The sequence below is a fragment of the Bacillus cereus group sp. BfR-BA-01430 genome (genome assembly GCF_022663115.1).
GTDB lineage: Bacteria > Bacillota > Bacilli > Bacillales > Bacillaceae_G > Bacillus_A > Bacillus_A cereus_BD.
Genome location: NZ_JAKUEW010000001.1, coordinates 656,329 through 671,684, shown reverse-complemented (window position 1 = coordinate 671,684; position 15,356 = coordinate 656,329). Strand labels below are relative to the sequence as shown.

The following is a 15,356-nucleotide window of genomic DNA, read 5'->3' as shown; positions in this document are numbered from 1 at the left end:
AAAATCATCATCCTCTTGCACTTTTCACCATTATCATAGTTATTAAAGCGTTTACAAATTATTTTAAAATAATTAGTAAATCCATTGATTCATTAATTTTGAATAATCTACTAACTCTTCTTCTTTGAAGAAAATACCAATCTCACGTTCAGCACTTTCTAAAGAATCAGAACCGTGGATTACATTTTTCTCAACTGTTAAACCGAAATCGCCACGAATTGTACCTGGTGCTGCTTCATGTGGTTTTGTTTTTCCCATCATGTTACGAGCAGTATTTACTACACCTTCTCCTTGCCATACCATTGCAAATACAGGTCCAGATGTAATAAAATCTACCAATTCACCAAAGAAAGGCTTTTCTACATGCTCAGCATAATGTTGCTTTGCAATTTCCGGAGTAACTTGCATTAATTTCGCACCAACCAATTGAAAGCCCTTTTTCTCAAAACGAGCTACAATTTCCCCAATGAAGGCACGTTGTACGCCGTCTGGTTTTACCATTAGAAATGTTTTTTCCATAAAAAAATCTCTCCACTTCTGAATTATGTATGTAATTGTATATCCCCACACACATATTAACACCCTTATCACAATTGTGCAATAGTTTTGAAATAGAGAGATTTTTTTGTTTTTTAGAAAAATATTAAAATTTTCTTTTTCCAATATACTTTGCTACATTTTGCAAAGCATATTTCGCCTGTCCTCTCGGCAATGGTTTAATCACTTCTAAAGCTTTATGTAAATAACGTTCACTAAATGCAAATGCTCGATCAATTGCCGGGCTCATTTTAATAGCATAGATGATTTCCTTCATTTCGCTTGCTGTTGTATTTTCATGAACAGATACAATTTTCTCTCGAAGCTTCGGATCTTCCATCGCATACAAAGCTGGAAGTGTAACATTCCCCTGCAATAAATCTCCACCAGCAGGTTTGCCAAGTTTCTCTTCTGTCGAAACAAAATCTAAAATATCATCGATAATTTGATACGACATGCCGACAAAATACCCATACCAAAACAAGCGATTTACCGTATCGCGACTTGCCCCAGAAGCAATTGCACCTAACTGACAACTTGCAGCAATGAGTAGCGCCGTTTTTCTCTTTATTCTACGCAAATATGTTCGTAAGTTTTGATCATAGTTATACTTGTCTTTAATTTGTTCAATCTCACCTTTACATACTTCTAAAATTGTATAAGACAAGGCTTGATGAGCTTCTGGAACCTCTAGGTTCGTAATGCATTCAAGAGATTTCGCAAATAAATAATCTCCCGTATACATCGCAATACGATCTCCCCATTTTGCATTCACTGTTGCGCTACCACGTCGCAATAGAGCAGCGTCAATCACATCATCATGAACAAGGGATGCCATATGAATAAGTTCTAATGCAACCGCTACATGCTTAATCGCATCTAATTTATATTCCCCAAATTTCCCTGCAAGAAGTACAAATACAGGACGAATTCGTTTCCCACCAGCTTCAATCAGTTGCAGTGCTGCTTCTTCCACTAACGGTTGCTCAGAAGCAACCGTCTTTTTCAATTCTTTTTCTATCACATTAATATCTGATCGTAAAAAAGAGTACATAAGTTGTAACTTCATATTGTTCACCTTAACCTAAAACATCTTTTTTCTATTCTGATTCTGGCTTAACCCCTAAATGCATAGCTGCTACTCCAAAGGTAAATGGTTTTACTTGTATCCGCTCAAGTCCAGCATCTTCAAACATTCTAGCTAATTCCTTCATTCCTGGGAATGTACTTGCCGACTCTTGAAGCCAGGAGTATTCCTTATAACTTTTTGCAAACATTTTTCCAAATAACGGCATTATATATTTAAAATATAAGATGTACATTTGACGAAAACCGATCATCGTTGGTTGTGACGTCTCCAAGCAAATGACTTTCCCGCCAGGTTTTACTACTCGTGTCATTTCTTTCAATACATGCATATAATCTGGAACATTCCGCAAACCAAACCCAATGGTTACGTAATCAAATGTATGATCCTCAAACGGAAGTTCCATCGCATTCCCATGCATAAGTTCTACTTGCTCTAATCCTAGAGCCTTCACCTTTTCTTTCCCAACAGCTAGCATATTTTCGCTGAAGTCTAAACCTTTCACCTCACCGTTTGGCCCTACTGCATTTGCAAGTGCAATCGTCCAATCTGCGGTTCCACAGCATACATCTAATGCTTTGCTACCAGGTTGAACATCCATAATGCGCATCGTTTCTTTACGCCACGTTTTATGTCTTTGAAAACTAATTACTGAATTCATTACATCATATTTATCAGAGATCTTCTCAAAGACGTCATGTACTCTTTCTTCTTTTGATTGCTGCATGCTCTTACCCTTCCTCCAATATAAAATTGCTTAAGTGTTCAAATTGTCTTTTAAAGTAGAAACGATATCTCCAAATTCTTTATGATTTTGCAAAAATATTTGTTTCTGCTTGTTCAATTTTTCTAACCAATCCTCAAAGACGGTTTTCACATTTTTTTCATCATCATTTAATAAAATGGCTTGAACCGCTTCAAAAACAGGTGCACTTTGTTTTTCAGCATGCAATCGGTACTCTTTTTGAAGACGATTTTTCCCTAATACATGTGCTATAAATGGTTTCCAATGTGATATTTGAAAATGATTACATGTTTTTTGTAAAAGCGCCGATTCGATTGTCATAACACTTTCAATGATTTCATCTACTGTGTGATATGCCTTTTGATACAGCATGATTTTATGCTCATTAATTTCTTTAATCCCTTCTGCAAGCGCACGAATTAAAACAATATCACAATTCATTGATAATAAATAGTAGTACAAACCACTATAATAATCTCCTGCAAGAACTGTGAGTTGACGACACTTATGTGATTCACTTGCTTCTTGATCTGCCTTATTCGATACTTTTTCATGTGTATCAAGCGCAATTTGTACAAGCATAATTGTTACTACATAATGTTCAATTTGTTCTTTATGTAAATTTGCATTCTTTAAAGCGGTGTATAAAAGTACTACCTTTTCTTCATCAACAAATGGTTCCTCAATATAATTTATAAAATAAGGATGGCGCAGTTTTTCTAACAACTGCTCCTTTATATCCGCATATCCTCTGTAGATGTCACACACAAAAAATCACCCTTGTTTTCTAATTCATAAAACCTATTATAACACATACATTTGATTTTCTATAATGAAAACTTGGTTGTCTCAAATAAAGTGAAGCTTTCATCCATGTACATCGTTCTTCATTCCGTACTGATCTCAACTACTCATAAATAAAAAAGAAAAGCAGTTTCCCGCTTTTCTTTACTTAGACTTAATAAAAGACAAAATTTCACTGCGTGCTGCTGCATCGTTTTCTAATACACCACGTACAGCTGTAGTTACTGTTTTAGCACCTGGCTTTTTCACACCGCGCATTGTCATACACATATGTTCTGCTTCCACCACGACCATAACACCATGCGGTTCTAACACTTCCATGATAGAGTCTGCTACTGTTGATGTAATACGCTCTTGCAGCTGTGGACGGCGCGCAATCGTGTCTACAGTACGAGCTAACTTACTTAAGCCCGTTACTTTTCCGCCACGTGGGATATATGCAACATGAGCAACTCCATAAAACGGAACAAGATGATGCTCACACATGGAGTAAAATGGAATATCTTTTACTAATACAAGTTCTTCATGATCTTCCCCAAACACTTTATGTAAATGTTCTTTTGGGTCCTCATGCATTCCTGAAAATACTTCTGCATACATCTTTGCAACTCGTTTTGGTGTATCAAGTACTCCCTCACGAGTTGGATCATCACCAATCGCCTCTAAAATAAGGCGCACTGCATGTTCAATTTGCTCTAAGTTAACTTTTGCCATCCGCTAGCCCTCCCAAGAAACCTAAAAATGATACGAACACATTCTAGCATATTTATGTTTTTAAAAGCAAAAAGAAGAGCCTCCTAAAAGGAAACTCTTCTTCCCTGTAATATGTAAGGATTATTTAACCGCATCTTTTAACGCTTTACCAGGTTTAAATGCAGGTACTTTACTTGCCGCGATTTCAATTTCCTCACCAGTTTGTGGGTTACGACCTTTACGAGCCGCACGCTCACGAACTTCGAAATTACCAAATCCGATCAATTGTACTTTATCACCTTGTTTTAAAGCTTCTAAGATAGAATCAAAAACAGCGTCAACTGCTTTTGTTGCGTCCTTTTTAGAAAGGGAACTTGCTTCTGCAACAGCATTGATTAAATCTGTCTTGTTCATGCCATTCACCTCCTCCCAAAGATAAGACTGTATAATGATCATAAAATGAGTCTTACTTTCATTTGTAGGCAATTTTTACAAATTCTATACTACAAAGACGTAGATAAATCATTATCAACGCCTATATTATACGATTCTTCTTTATAATTCAATATTTTTAAGGAATTTGTTGCTCTGAAAATGTGAAAATCTGTTGAAACTTGACAATATGCAATAAAGTATTAGATAATGACTATTTGTTTTTCAAGTATATACTCTACAAAAGTGTAAAATCCCTCTGCACGCAGAGGGATTTTCATTATAATATAATCGCAATTAATCCGCCAGAGCCTTCGTTAATAATTCTCTCTAATGTTTCTTTCAATTTATAGCGGGCATTTTCTGGCATTAACGATAATTTTGCTTGAATTCCTTCACGAACAATCGAACTAAGTGAACGTCCAAAAATATCAGAATTCCATATTGATAGCGGATCATCCTCAAAATCTTGCATTAAGTAACGCACAAGTTCCTCACTTTGTTTTTCTGTACCGATAATGGGCTCAAATGTAGATTCAACATCCACTTTAATCATATGGATAGATGGTGCAACAGCCTTTAACTTAACACCGAATCGTGAACCGTGGCGAATGATTTCCGGTTCATCTAAGCTCATATCTGTTAAAGCTGGAGCCGCCACCCCATAACCCGTTTGCTTTACCATTCGTAAAGCATCTGATACCTGGTCATATTCTGTTTTTGCATGAGAGAAGTCTAGCATGAGCTTTAATAAATGATCTTTTCCTCTAATTTCTACTCCTACAACTTCCTTTAGAATTTGATCATATAATTCATCTGGTGCATATAAATCAATTTCCGCTACCCCTTGCCCCATATCAATTCCCGCTAAACTTGCTCGATCAATAAATTCGTATTGACTAAACTGCCAAACGACACGATCTACATCACGAAGTCGTTTTATATCTTTTACCGTTTCTTGAACAGCCTCTTGATAACTTTGTCGTAACCAATGCCCCTCATGTAATACCATCACCCAGCTCGGAAGATTAACATTCACCTCTAAGACAGGAAATTCAAATAGCGCTTCACGAAGTACATTATATACATCTGTTTCTCTTAAACTCTCCACACTCATTGCAATAACGGGAATATCATATTCTTCAGATAAACTTTGTCGTAACTGTTCTGTATCTGGATGATATGGCTGTACTGTATTAATAATCATGATAAATGGTTTTCCAACTTCCTTTAACTCATTTACAACTCGTTCTTCTGCTTCTATATAGTCGCGCCTTGGAATTTCACCAATCGTTCCATCAGTTGTAATGACAACCCCAATAGTAGAATGTTCCTGAATTACTTTACGCGTTCCAATTTCTGCAGCTTCATGAAATGGAATCGGTTCTTCATACCAAGGTGTATGAATCATACGCGGACCATTCTCATCCTCATAGCCTTTCGCTCCAGGAACTGTATAACCCACACAATCTACTAATCGAACATTTACCTCAAGACCGTCATCAACTTGTATGGAAACCGCTTGGTTTGGAACAAATTTTGGTTCAGTTGTCATAATGGTACGTCCAGCAGCACTTTGGGGTAATTCATCTTGTGCACGTTGACGATCAGATTCATTTTCAATGTTTGGAATAACAACTAATTCCATAAATTTCTTAATAAATGTTGATTTTCCAGTTCGAACAGCTCCTACCACCCCAAAGTAAATATCACCGCCTGTGCGCTCAGCAATGTCTTTAAAAATATCTACCTTTTCCAAGTGATTCCCTCCCTCAAGATTTTTGGGAATAATTCATTTTCCATGAACGAATCATACATATGCTTTTCTCTATGAATATCTTAGATATTATAGAGATTCGGACAATATATCATATGATTTTGTCCTAATTTCATATGACTATTTAAAAAGAACTTTTTGTTTATATCATAAGTTGGATTGCATGAAAAAACCTTTCTTTTAGAACTTATTCGCTAAAAGAAAGGTTCATGACTTATCATTTAAAAAAAATTGGTTCTCCATCTTTTACTGTATAAGGTAAAGAGTAAGCAGGTACAAACGGCGAATCTTTAAATAGCATATTTCGAATATCGTCTCCCTCCTTAGCAGTCTCTTTGTTTCTTTGCAGCATTTCATATAAATCCATTCGATAATCGACAAATATTTCTCCCTTTTCATTGATGACAAGCGGCAACCCTTTTCCAGAGTAAGGACTCGTTACCTGTGGTACATCTTTATACCCCATCTTCTTAAAGTCAAGTTCATACACTCCATCAGCAATCACTTTTTTATAAGGAGGATACTGATGTTCATCCCGATACATCCGCAATTTTAGCGTAATATCGCGAATCTGTTCTGCCATTCTTACATCAATTAATTTTACCATTGGATTTGTTTCAACATCTACCAACACATATTGATATACACCACCGCTTTCATAAGCATTCCCCGGTGCCTCCGGTATATAACGTGGTGCTATTTTTTGAAAATCAATAGGATATTTTTGATATAATGGTGTATTCATGTCACGCGTCTTAATAGGAAGTAGCCCATTATTTTGTTCCTTATATGTATCAACTGCCTTTTGAACCATTTGTAATTGATCTTCATAAGGAACTGCGTTTTGCTTCATATTTTCTCGCGGGTACATACATCCAACTAACATGCTTGTACAGCAAAATATTAAAATAATATAAATTTTTTTCATCGAACATTCACCCTTTATGCCCTTGCTAACCTTCTTTTCTTCATCATTATCATTTCGAAAGTCGCTACATGATTACGTAAAATTGGTGAACACCTATTAAAAAAATCATGTTCACTTTATTGCTCCACCGGTCCGCTAAACACAACAAGAAAAATAACAATGCCAGATACAATCATAAGTGTATACGCAATACTAGCTGTAATCCCTTTCAAGAATTTATTCTTGATTTTATGCCGACTCAGCAAAATAAAGATAACTGCAATGAACATAAACCCCATTGCCCCCAAAGAAAACCACATTTTCATAAGCCCCTCAGACATATACACACCTCTTTATTCATTAATGGTTTTTATATTATTTTAACAAATTAAAAAATTTAAACAAATATATTTTTATCAACAATCACTCTTCCTAACCTTTTATTTTCATTTCTATATCATACTCTGCACAAGAACAACAAAATAAAACCGAAGTGAACAGATTCACTCCGGTTGACCAAATACGCCCCAAACAGCCCTCTATTCCCATTTTTTCAAAGTTATTATATGCAATCTGTAAACACTGTGTTTCCTATTCTTTATTTTTTAAACATTTTACTTAGCGAGTTAAAGTCTGTTGGCATATTATTATTAATAATCGCTTTTACAATTTGATCTTCCTGCTCTTTTGGTACTTCGCGCCCTGCTATGGCTCCCACTTGATGAATTAATTGGCGCAGCACTTTCTCATCTCGTAAATTGGCATTTTGCACAGACGATGCCAATTTAAAAATATCTTCTTTGTTCACTTTCGCTTCCTTCTCAATGTTATTGAAAATGTTATGATCCATTTTCCTTCACCCTCTCCTCAAGTTACTCTTTATCCTATGCAAAAAAGAAAAAATGGTGAAAAGACCTATAAAAAAAGCGACAAAAGTGCATTTGCACTTTTGTCGCTCTTTCTTAAAAGAGAGTGACACTTGAATCAGCGTCCCCGCCTTCACCAATCAAACTGTTCCTCGTTCTTGAAGCGAGATCCTTACTGCCTATTAATGCGAGATAAATCAGGTATCGCTTCAACTTCATGTTTACGAACACGGCCCATCAATGAACCGACTGCATCTTTCACATTTTTCCCATTAAATAATACATCATATAAAGCTGCTGTAATTGGTATTTCAACTTCCATTTTTTCTGCTAATTCATGAGCGGCTTTTGTTGTTCTAACACCTTCAACGACCATTCCCATACTATCGAGTACTTCTTCTAAAGAATGTCCTTTACCAAGCATATTTCCAGCTCGCCAGTTGCGGCTATGCACACTTGTACAAGTCACAATTAAGTCACCCATTCCTGTTAAGCCTGCAAATGTTAATGGATTCCCGCCCATCTTTCTTCCTAAACGGGCAATTTCCGTTAATCCGCGTGTCATTAAAGCAGCCTTCGCATTATCACCTAACCCAAGTCCATCTGTAATCCCAGCAGCTAGCGCAATAATATTCTTTAACGCTCCACCAAGTTCTACTCCGATAATATCCGGGTTCGTATATACTCGAAAATAATGGTTCATAAATAAATCTTGTACTTCTTCAGCCGCTTCCATACGCTTCGCAGCCGAAGTAACTGTTGTCGCTTGGCGAAGAGCAACTTCTTCCGCATGGCTCGGTCCTGATAACACAACAACATCTCGAATAAGCTGTTCTGGAATTTCTTCTTCAATCATCTCTGAAATTCGTTTTGATGTTCCAGGTTCAATTCCTTTACTTGCATGAATCCAAGTCATTGGTCCTGAAATTATTTTTTTCATATCTTGCAATACTTCTCTGTACGCTTTCGTTGGTACAACTAAAAGTACCGTACTTACATCCACTAACGCTTCTTCTAAAGAAGAGTAGGCTACGATTGTGCTTGGCAATGTAATCCCCGGAAGATATCGTTTATTCTCGTGCTTCGTATTTATTTCATCCATAAGCTCAGGACGATTTCCCCAAATTCGTACGTCATGACCATTGTCAGCTAATACCATCGCTAACGCTGTCCCCCAGCTACCTGCTCCTATTACTGTGATTTTTGTCATAAAATCACATCCTCTCCCATTAGTCTCTTGCTCTAGCAATAATTCGAATTGGCGTTCCTACAAATCCGAACGATTCGCGAAGACGATTCTTCAAGAAACGCTCATATGAAAAGTGCATTAATTCTGGATCATTTACAAACACAACAAATGTTGGTGGTTTCACCGCTACTTGTGTTGCATAGAAAATTTTCAAACGGCTACCGTTATGTGTTGGCGTTGGGTTCATCGCTACCGCATCCATAATTACATCATTTAATACATTCGTTTGTACACGGATGCTATGGCTCTCGCTCACCTGATTAATAACTGGCAGCAATGTTTGCGTACGCTTTTTCGTTTTTGCAGATAAAAATACAATCGGTGCGTAATCCAAAAATTGGAAATGAGCACGAATATTCTCTTCAAACGCCTTCATTGTCTTCTCATCTTTTTTCACTGCATCCCACTTATTCACAACGATCACAACAGCTCGTCCTGAATCGTGCGCATATCCAGCAATCTTTTTATCTTGTTCAATAATTCCTTCTTCACCGTCTAATACGACTAAGACAACATCAGAGCGTTCAATTGCTCTTAATGCACGAAGTACACTATACTTTTCGGTACTCTCATACACTTTCCCTTTTTTACGCATTCCAGCTGTATCAATAATAACATAATCTTGATCATCTTTCGTATATGGTGTATCGACAGCATCACGCGTTGTCCCTGCCACATTACTTACAATAACACGTTCTTGACCAAGAAGCGCATTGACAAGTGATGATTTCCCTACATTTGGACGACCAATGAGACAGAAACGGATTGTCTCATCATCATATTCTTCTTCCTCCACTTTAGGAAAATGCTGTGCTACTTCATCAAGTAAATCCCCTAGCCCTAATCCATGTGTACCTGAAATTGGGAACGGCTCGCCAAATCCTAATGCATAAAAGTCATAAATTTCATTGCGCATCTCTGGATTATCTACTTTGTTTACCGCAAGTACAACAGGTTTCTTAGAACGATATAAAATTTTTGCTACTTCCTCATCAGCTGCCGTTACACCGTCGCGACCATTTGTCATAAAAATGATAACATCCGCTTCATCAATCGCTACTTCTGCTTGTTGACGAATTTGTGTCAAAAATGGTTCGTCTCCAATATCAATTCCACCTGTATCAATAATGTTAAATTCATGATTTAACCATTCTCCTGCACTATAAATACGATCTCGTGTTACTCCCGGAATATCCTCAACAATAGAAACTCTTTCTCCAACAATTCTATTAAAAATAGTGGATTTCCCTACGTTCGGGCGTCCCACTATTGCCACTACTGGTTTTGGCATATGCTCTCATCCTTTCAACTTGCTTCTGTTTATTATGTAAAAAACCCTTCTTTGTGCAAGAAGGGATTTGCATTCCAGAATATTTCTCATTATATCAAAACATCTCATATTATATCATACGTTACTAATGTTTCACAATAATATATACATTCTCTTGTAAGCGATGAGCAATTCCATCTAAAATGGCCTCTAAATTGTTTGCGACAAACTCCATTTCCTCTTTCGATTCACAAACAAATAGCGGTGCTCCTCCAGCAAATTTTTCTGGCGCTGTCGTAATAACAGCAAGAATATAACTTTCCAAAATCATCTCACATCTCCCCTTCTTTTTGGAGCTTCAGATGACATATGAACCGCGCTTTCTAATGTTGGGACATTCCCTATGACGGCGATGGCTTTTTCCACATCTTGATCTTGCGGAAGCACAAATATACCTACTCTTCCATCTTCTAAATCACGTTTTGCCAATGGTACTAAAGCAGGCGTTCCGGAATCTCTAAATATACCTAGCGCTACCGAAACGTCATGTAATATCGCTTGCCTTTGTCCAAGATTAGAAATTGTAACTCTTGCATCAATCGATTTTGGCTTTAAAATAAACCCCATTCCATACTTCATAATCTCTTCTTGCCTCGCTGGCAACCCAATATTCATCATATAAATGTTATCGATATAAAGTCCCGCCCCCTCAAATCGAAGTGGCACATGCTCAATCTCGACAAGATCGCGCAACCTTTTGCCTGACATTAATATTTTAGCAATAAAGAAACACACGATACCAGCGATGATGCCAGCTATCCATGAACGGAATCCGATATAGGTGAGGGTTGTTACAAACGATGTTAACATCGCCAAGTAATTGCGGCTTTCAAATACTAACGCGATTCCTTCAATATACGTATGCCCGCGCGGTACAAGCTCATATCCATCTAATTGTTGCAATGTATTTCGTTCCATATTTCGCACGTCTCGAAATTGTGATGCTGCTAGTGTTAAAAATGTAATTGCTGAAAAATCTTTCTTCAAAATAGATGGAATCGCAATCGCCCCAAGAGCAGCTGCAATTAACCCCATCGCAATGTGAATAATTTTCCCATGCAGACGAGTAGGATATTGCCTCGTATCCGTACGAAGCATAAAGATTCTTGTTATTGTTCCCGCAATAACGCCACACAAAATGGCTGGTGTATATTCAGTCATGTATTATCCTTGCCTTTCTTTTACATGTTTTTTTCTAAATTGCCCGGTAAAGGCAGAGACTTTCGTAACCCAAAATAAAATAGCTACAAATAACGTAGAAACAGCGATACTATCAAAAAACAGCAAACTGCCAAGTTCATACGGAAAATGCAACTTATGAAAGATAAACGCTACTAAGATTTCTCCCTGTATCATCCCTATATATAAAGCACAAAGACGTAATAAGCGATCTCGATGCAATAACACAGATGCATATACAAGAGCTGCGCTTAACATTAAGGTTCGGTTGATTATAATCCAAATTGGGTCATACACTTCTAATAAATGAAAACTTGTATATAGCATCGCAACAATAAGAGCTGAAAACAGCGTGTATAACTTTTGCCATACCGAATATATTCCAACGATTCCGAAAGCAATGATGCTAATAAAAAGAGCGTTCACCGAGATTGAGAAAGACGCGATAGAAAATGTAAATTGCGAGCAAACAATAAAAAGTAAAATGAAAGCACTCATTCTCCACCTAATGGATTCTTTTTTCATAAAAAACGTAGTAATACTCCAGCCCATCCATGCCAAAAAATAAAAATAACCTCCATCCATATTTTTCCCTCCTATCATTTCCATTATGGGAACTTTTTATAAAAATTAATCTCTTTCTTCTTTCAGTATAGTTTTTCGTATATCAGCAACACTTTGTAATAAGGAGGTGTAGGAAACAATGGGAAAAGATCGTCAAGAAAAGAAACTAAAACAATCGCGCCGCGTTGAATCTGATCGTGATCAGTCGCTTCAATATCCAGGTGCCACAGGGCTTGATACACCAGAGCAAGCTCGCAAGCAAAATCAGCATTAAAAAAAGAACTGAAAAAGCAGCTCATACTAGCTGTTTTTTCAGTTCTTCTTCGTGATAACTCCAAGTTCTAATGCTTTCTTTACTACTTCTACACGATTAGAAACTTGAAACTTCGTATATATATTAATACTATGTGTTTTTACTGTGGAAATAGAAATACAAAGTTCTTTTCCAATTTTCTTATTTGTAAACCCCTAGCTACACTCGCCAACACTTCTACTTCTCTCTAGCTGAAAATCTTATTATCTTTTATCTCGCTATTTTAGGACCGTACTAGCCCTCACCACTTCATTGCATAAAACGAATATATAAAAAAACCAACCATTCGGTTGATTTTTTGGTTAATTTCTTATTTTTCTTCATATCGTAACAGAAGATTAAAAAGATTCTCTGTTACCTCTGACTATAATACATCGTATCAATGCCACGCTGCGTTAACCAATGATATGTATCACCTTTCACAACAAGAGGGACTTGCTGGAGTTCTAAAATGTTCTTCGCCCCAAGAGCTGTCATGATAAATCGTAAATCGGTATGTAACAATTCTACTTCTTCAATTAATGTATCCATGCCTTCATTCATCAATATCCGCAAAAAATAGCCAGCAAAAGCCGTTGCCTGTGCTCCTAAAGCAATCGCTTTTGCTACATCAAGTGCCGTTTGGATTCCACCTGATGCAATGAGCGAGAGGGTATTATTTGTAGAGGACGCTTCTATTATGGAAGGAGCTGTCTGAATGCCCCAATTATTAAAGTAAGAGAGCATACGGTTTCTTCTTTCATTTTCTACAGCAGCAAAGTTTGTACCGCCTTGACCACCAATATCTATAGCTGTTACACCTATGTTAGCTAACTGCTGAACCGTTTCTTTACTCATCCCAAACCCCACTTCCTTCACAATAACAGGAACTTCAGAAGTAAGGACAATGTTTTCAATTCGTTTTAATACATCTGTAAAATCTCGATCTCCTTCTGGCATCGTTAATTCTTGAATCACATTTAAATGAATCTGCAAAGCATTCGCTTCAATCATATCAACAGCACATTTTGCCTGTTCAACTGTCGCTTCGCTTCCTAAGTTTGCAAACACAATACCATTTGGGTTTACTCTTCTTACAATTCGATACGAGTCTACTTCTCGTTTCTCTTTTAACGCTGCCATTTGGGAACCGACGGCCATCGCAAGATGATGATACTTTGCTACATATGCCAGCTGTTCATTGATGTGTAATGTACGCTCTCCTCCACCACCAGTCATCGCATTGATAAAAATCGGCGAACTTAGTGAAAGTTCGCCGATTTTAGTTTCACATGTAACACTTTCAAAACTTGAATTTGGTAAGCTTTTATGGACAAATTCAATATCACAAAAGCCATGTGTACGAGACTGTCCAGTGGAAAGAGCATATTCAATATGTTCTAATTTACGTTTCTCTCTTGCCACTTATATCCCTCTTTATTTCTTTAATTTTTTCAATTGTTCTCCAATAATATCACTAAATTGGAAAGTTGCAGACTCAGAAGTTGGCTCATATTGACTATAATCTTCTGTTACATTATTTTCTTCAAGAGCTTCTTTTATACTTAAAGAAATACGCTTTTCTGCTGCATTTACTTCAAGCACTTTTACTTTCACTTCTTGTCCAACTTCTAATACTTCATTTGGATTTTTCACGTGACGATTTGCAATTTGTGACACATGCACAAGTCCTTCGACACCTGGTAAAATCTCAACAAAAGCACCAAATGTAACAATGCGGTTTACTGTACCTTCACGAACATCGCCTACTTTTATTTCATCAGCGACATTTTCCCAAGGTCCTGGTGCTGCTGCTTTAATTGATAGCGAAATGCGTTGTGTATCCGCATCAACAGCTAATACTTTCACTTTCACCTTTTGTCCTTGTTCTAACACATCAGACGGTTGTCCCACGCGTTCATGAGAAATTTGCGAAATATGAACTAATCCATCTACCCCACCAACATTTACAAAGGCACCAAAATCTGTTAAACGTTGCACTGTGCCTTCCACAATTTCGCCTTCTTTTAAAGAGGAAATCGCTTCTTTTTTCTTAGAATCTAACTCTTGTTCTACAACTGCTTTATGAGAAAGAATCACACGATTTTTTTCGCGATCTAGTTCTACAATTTTTACAGCTAATGTTTTCGCTTTATATTCAGTAAAATCTTCTACATAATGTACTTCGACAAGTGAAGCTGGAATAAATCCACGAACACCTAAATCTACCACTAAACCACCATTCACAATATCCTTTACAGTAACATCAAACACTTCACCAGAAGTGAATTTCTCTTGTAATTCTACCCATGCTTTTTCTGCATCAACAGCACGTTTTGATAATACAAGATCATCCTCTTCTAATTTAATTACTTTTAATTCAAGAGTTTGGTCTACCTCTACAACATCGCTTGCTTTTTCAATATGAACGTTAGCTAATTCACTAATTGGAATTACACCATCTGTTTTGTATCCAACATTTACAAGCACTTGTTTTTCTTCTACTTTTATTACAGAACCTGTAACAATATCACCTACTTGTAATACTTTTGAATCCACAACTTCTTCATTCATTTTCTCTACCATGGAAATACCTCCCTACAGAATTGACAAAGCTTTTATGTATATACGAAATGAAAACAAATGCTTTCATTTGCATGTTAATAAGAAAGTGTAACATATATTCCATTACAATACATTTTGTAGAAAGCGATTTTACCTCTCTATAAATAGTATACAGCAAAATCGTTTTGAATAAAGTATGTTTTGAAATATAATAGCGAATATATTCTGACAGTTCAATCCCTCTTTAACTAACTTCTTATAAATTTACATATTTGTCAAGAAAAGTGTACTCTGCCGTATCATTTCTTCTATAAAAAAAGAAAGAGGAC

18 protein-coding genes and 1 pseudogene are annotated in these 15,356 nt (G+C 36.7%); 1 reads left to right on the top strand and 18 read right to left on the bottom strand.

Translation table 11 applies throughout. The features are described from left to right. Positions 1-72: 72 nt before the first annotated feature. The 15 genes and pseudogenes from ndk to MR058_RS03420 form a co-directional block, all read right to left on the bottom strand. Positions 73-519, bottom strand: a complete 447-nt coding sequence (gene ndk / locus MR058_RS03490; protein WP_242142655.1) for a nucleoside-diphosphate kinase — start codon at positions 517-519, stop codon at positions 73-75. Between the two features lie 124 nt (positions 520-643). Next, positions 644-1,606, bottom strand: coding sequence for a heptaprenyl diphosphate synthase component II (gene hepT, locus MR058_RS03485; RefSeq protein ID WP_242142654.1), 963 nt, complete (start codon positions 1,604-1,606; stop codon positions 644-646). Between the two features lie 31 nt (positions 1,607-1,637). Then, a complete protein-coding gene (locus MR058_RS03480) occupies positions 1,638-2,351 on the bottom strand; it encodes a demethylmenaquinone methyltransferase (protein WP_242142653.1) in 714 nt (237 codons plus the stop codon). Between the two features lie 30 nt (positions 2,352-2,381). Further along, positions 2,382-3,137 carry a heptaprenyl diphosphate synthase component 1 gene (locus MR058_RS03475; protein WP_242142652.1) on the bottom strand — a complete coding sequence of 252 codons (756 nt, stop codon included), beginning with the start codon at positions 3,135-3,137 and terminating at the stop codon, positions 2,382-2,384. Between the two features lie 180 nt (positions 3,138-3,317). Further along, a complete protein-coding gene (gene folE / locus MR058_RS03470; protein ID WP_242142651.1) occupies positions 3,318-3,887 on the bottom strand; it encodes a GTP cyclohydrolase I FolE in 570 nt (189 codons plus the stop codon). Positions 3,888-4,007: 120 nt separating this feature from the next. Next, positions 4,008-4,280 carry an HU family DNA-binding protein gene (locus MR058_RS03465; RefSeq protein WP_001043860.1) on the bottom strand — a complete coding sequence of 91 codons (273 nt, stop codon included), beginning with the start codon at positions 4,278-4,280 and terminating at the stop codon, positions 4,008-4,010. 298 nt (positions 4,281-4,578) lie between these two features. Further along, positions 4,579-6,057, bottom strand: a complete 1,479-nt coding sequence (gene spoIVA, locus MR058_RS03460; protein ID WP_242142650.1) for a stage IV sporulation protein A — start codon at positions 6,055-6,057, stop codon at positions 4,579-4,581. 235 nt (positions 6,058-6,292) lie between these two features. After that, positions 6,293-7,003 carry a hypothetical protein gene (locus MR058_RS03455; protein WP_242142649.1) on the bottom strand — a complete coding sequence of 237 codons (711 nt, stop codon included), beginning with the start codon at positions 7,001-7,003 and terminating at the stop codon, positions 6,293-6,295. Between the two features lie 116 nt (positions 7,004-7,119). Further along, positions 7,120-7,323 (bottom strand): DUF2768 domain-containing protein, encoded by a 204-nt coding sequence (locus MR058_RS03450; RefSeq protein ID WP_242142648.1) that lies wholly within the window; start codon positions 7,321-7,323, stop codon positions 7,120-7,122. A 257-nt stretch (positions 7,324-7,580) separates the two neighbouring features. Beyond that, positions 7,581-7,832: a stage VI sporulation protein F gene (locus tag MR058_RS03445; protein WP_011984303.1), complete on the bottom strand. Its 252-nt coding sequence runs from the start codon at positions 7,830-7,832 to the stop codon at positions 7,581-7,583. Between the two features lie 188 nt (positions 7,833-8,020). Continuing rightward, complete coding sequence (locus MR058_RS03440; protein ID WP_242142647.1) at positions 8,021-9,058, bottom strand: NAD(P)H-dependent glycerol-3-phosphate dehydrogenase; 1,038 nt, start codon at positions 9,056-9,058, stop codon at positions 8,021-8,023. A gap of 19 nt (positions 9,059-9,077) precedes the next feature. Next, positions 9,078-10,388 carry a ribosome biogenesis GTPase Der gene (der, locus tag MR058_RS03435; RefSeq protein ID WP_242142646.1) on the bottom strand — a complete coding sequence of 437 codons (1,311 nt, stop codon included), beginning with the start codon at positions 10,386-10,388 and terminating at the stop codon, positions 9,078-9,080. Between the two features lie 124 nt (positions 10,389-10,512). Beyond that, entirely contained in the window at positions 10,513-10,698 is a 186-nt protein-coding gene (locus MR058_RS03430; protein WP_242142645.1) for a capping complex subunit for YIEGIA, read from the bottom strand. Beyond that, complete coding sequence (locus MR058_RS03425; RefSeq protein WP_242142644.1) at positions 10,695-11,588, bottom strand: YIEGIA family protein; 894 nt, start codon at positions 11,586-11,588, stop codon at positions 10,695-10,697. The genes MR058_RS03430 and MR058_RS03425 overlap by 4 nt, the downstream gene beginning before the upstream one ends. Next, positions 11,581-12,191: pseudogene (locus tag MR058_RS03420) on the bottom strand (YphA family membrane protein). The gene MR058_RS03425 and the pseudogene MR058_RS03420 overlap by 8 nt, the downstream one beginning before the upstream one ends. A 118-nt stretch (positions 12,192-12,309) precedes the next feature. On the opposite strand from MR058_RS03420, the gene MR058_RS03415 reads away from it, so the two are divergent. Further along, positions 12,310-12,444, top strand: coding sequence for a YpzI family protein (locus MR058_RS03415; protein WP_003206535.1), 135 nt, complete (start codon positions 12,310-12,312; stop codon positions 12,442-12,444). A 38-nt stretch (positions 12,445-12,482) separates the two neighbouring features. Here the strand turns inward: MR058_RS03415 and MR058_RS23260 are convergent, their stop codons facing one another. From MR058_RS23260 to rpsA, 3 genes are all read right to left on the bottom strand, one after another. Beyond that, positions 12,483-12,596, bottom strand: coding sequence for a LuxR C-terminal-related transcriptional regulator (locus tag MR058_RS23260; protein ID WP_313949158.1), 114 nt, complete (start codon positions 12,594-12,596; stop codon positions 12,483-12,485). A 241-nt stretch (positions 12,597-12,837) separates the two neighbouring features. Further along, on the bottom strand, positions 12,838-13,887 hold the full coding sequence (fni, locus tag MR058_RS03405) for a type 2 isopentenyl-diphosphate Delta-isomerase (protein ID WP_242142643.1): 1,050 nt from the start codon (positions 13,885-13,887) through the stop codon (positions 12,838-12,840). A 12-nt stretch (positions 13,888-13,899) separates the two neighbouring features. Beyond that, positions 13,900-15,048 carry a 30S ribosomal protein S1 gene (gene rpsA / locus MR058_RS03400; protein WP_242142642.1) on the bottom strand — a complete coding sequence of 383 codons (1,149 nt, stop codon included), beginning with the start codon at positions 15,046-15,048 and terminating at the stop codon, positions 13,900-13,902. Between the last annotated feature and the right edge of the window lie 308 nt (positions 15,049-15,356).

What these genes read in the sequence shown, in the direction of transcription:
- MR058_RS03465 (WP_001043860.1), bottom strand. Translation starts at nt 4,280, where the DNA reads ATGAACAAGACAGATTTAATCAATGCTGTTGCAGAAGCAAGTTCCCTT.
- folE (WP_242142651.1), bottom strand. Translation starts at nt 3,887, where the DNA reads ATGGCAAAAGTTAACTTAGAGCAAATTGAACATGCAGTGCGCCTTATT.
- MR058_RS03450 (WP_242142648.1), bottom strand. Translation starts at nt 7,323, where the DNA reads ATGTCTGAGGGGCTTATGAAAATGTGGTTTTCTTTGGGGGCAATGGGG.
- MR058_RS03425 (WP_242142644.1), bottom strand. Translation starts at nt 11,588, where the DNA reads ATGACTGAATATACACCAGCCATTTTGTGTGGCGTTATTGCGGGAACA.
- MR058_RS03445 (WP_011984303.1), bottom strand. Translation starts at nt 7,832, where the DNA reads ATGGATCATAACATTTTCAATAACATTGAGAAGGAAGCGAAAGTGAAC.
- ndk (WP_242142655.1), bottom strand. Translation starts at nt 519, where the DNA reads ATGGAAAAAACATTTCTAATGGTAAAACCAGACGGCGTACAACGTGCC.
- der (WP_242142646.1), bottom strand. Translation starts at nt 10,388, where the DNA reads ATGCCAAAACCAGTAGTGGCAATAGTGGGACGCCCGAACGTAGGGAAA.
- MR058_RS03480 (WP_242142653.1), bottom strand. Translation starts at nt 2,351, where the DNA reads ATGCAGCAATCAAAAGAAGAAAGAGTACATGACGTCTTTGAGAAGATC.
- MR058_RS03440 (WP_242142647.1), bottom strand. Translation starts at nt 9,058, where the DNA reads ATGACAAAAATCACAGTAATAGGAGCAGGTAGCTGGGGGACAGCGTTA.
- MR058_RS03430 (WP_242142645.1), bottom strand. Translation starts at nt 10,698, where the DNA reads ATGATTTTGGAAAGTTATATTCTTGCTGTTATTACGACAGCGCCAGAA.
- hepT (WP_242142654.1), bottom strand. Translation starts at nt 1,606, where the DNA reads ATGAAGTTACAACTTATGTACTCTTTTTTACGATCAGATATTAATGTG.
- MR058_RS03415 (WP_003206535.1), top strand. Translation starts at nt 12,310, where the DNA reads ATGGGAAAAGATCGTCAAGAAAAGAAACTAAAACAATCGCGCCGCGTT.
- rpsA (WP_242142642.1), bottom strand. Translation starts at nt 15,048, where the DNA reads ATGGTAGAGAAAATGAATGAAGAAGTTGTGGATTCAAAAGTATTACAA.
- MR058_RS03455 (WP_242142649.1), bottom strand. Translation starts at nt 7,003, where the DNA reads ATGAAAAAAATTTATATTATTTTAATATTTTGCTGTACAAGCATGTTA.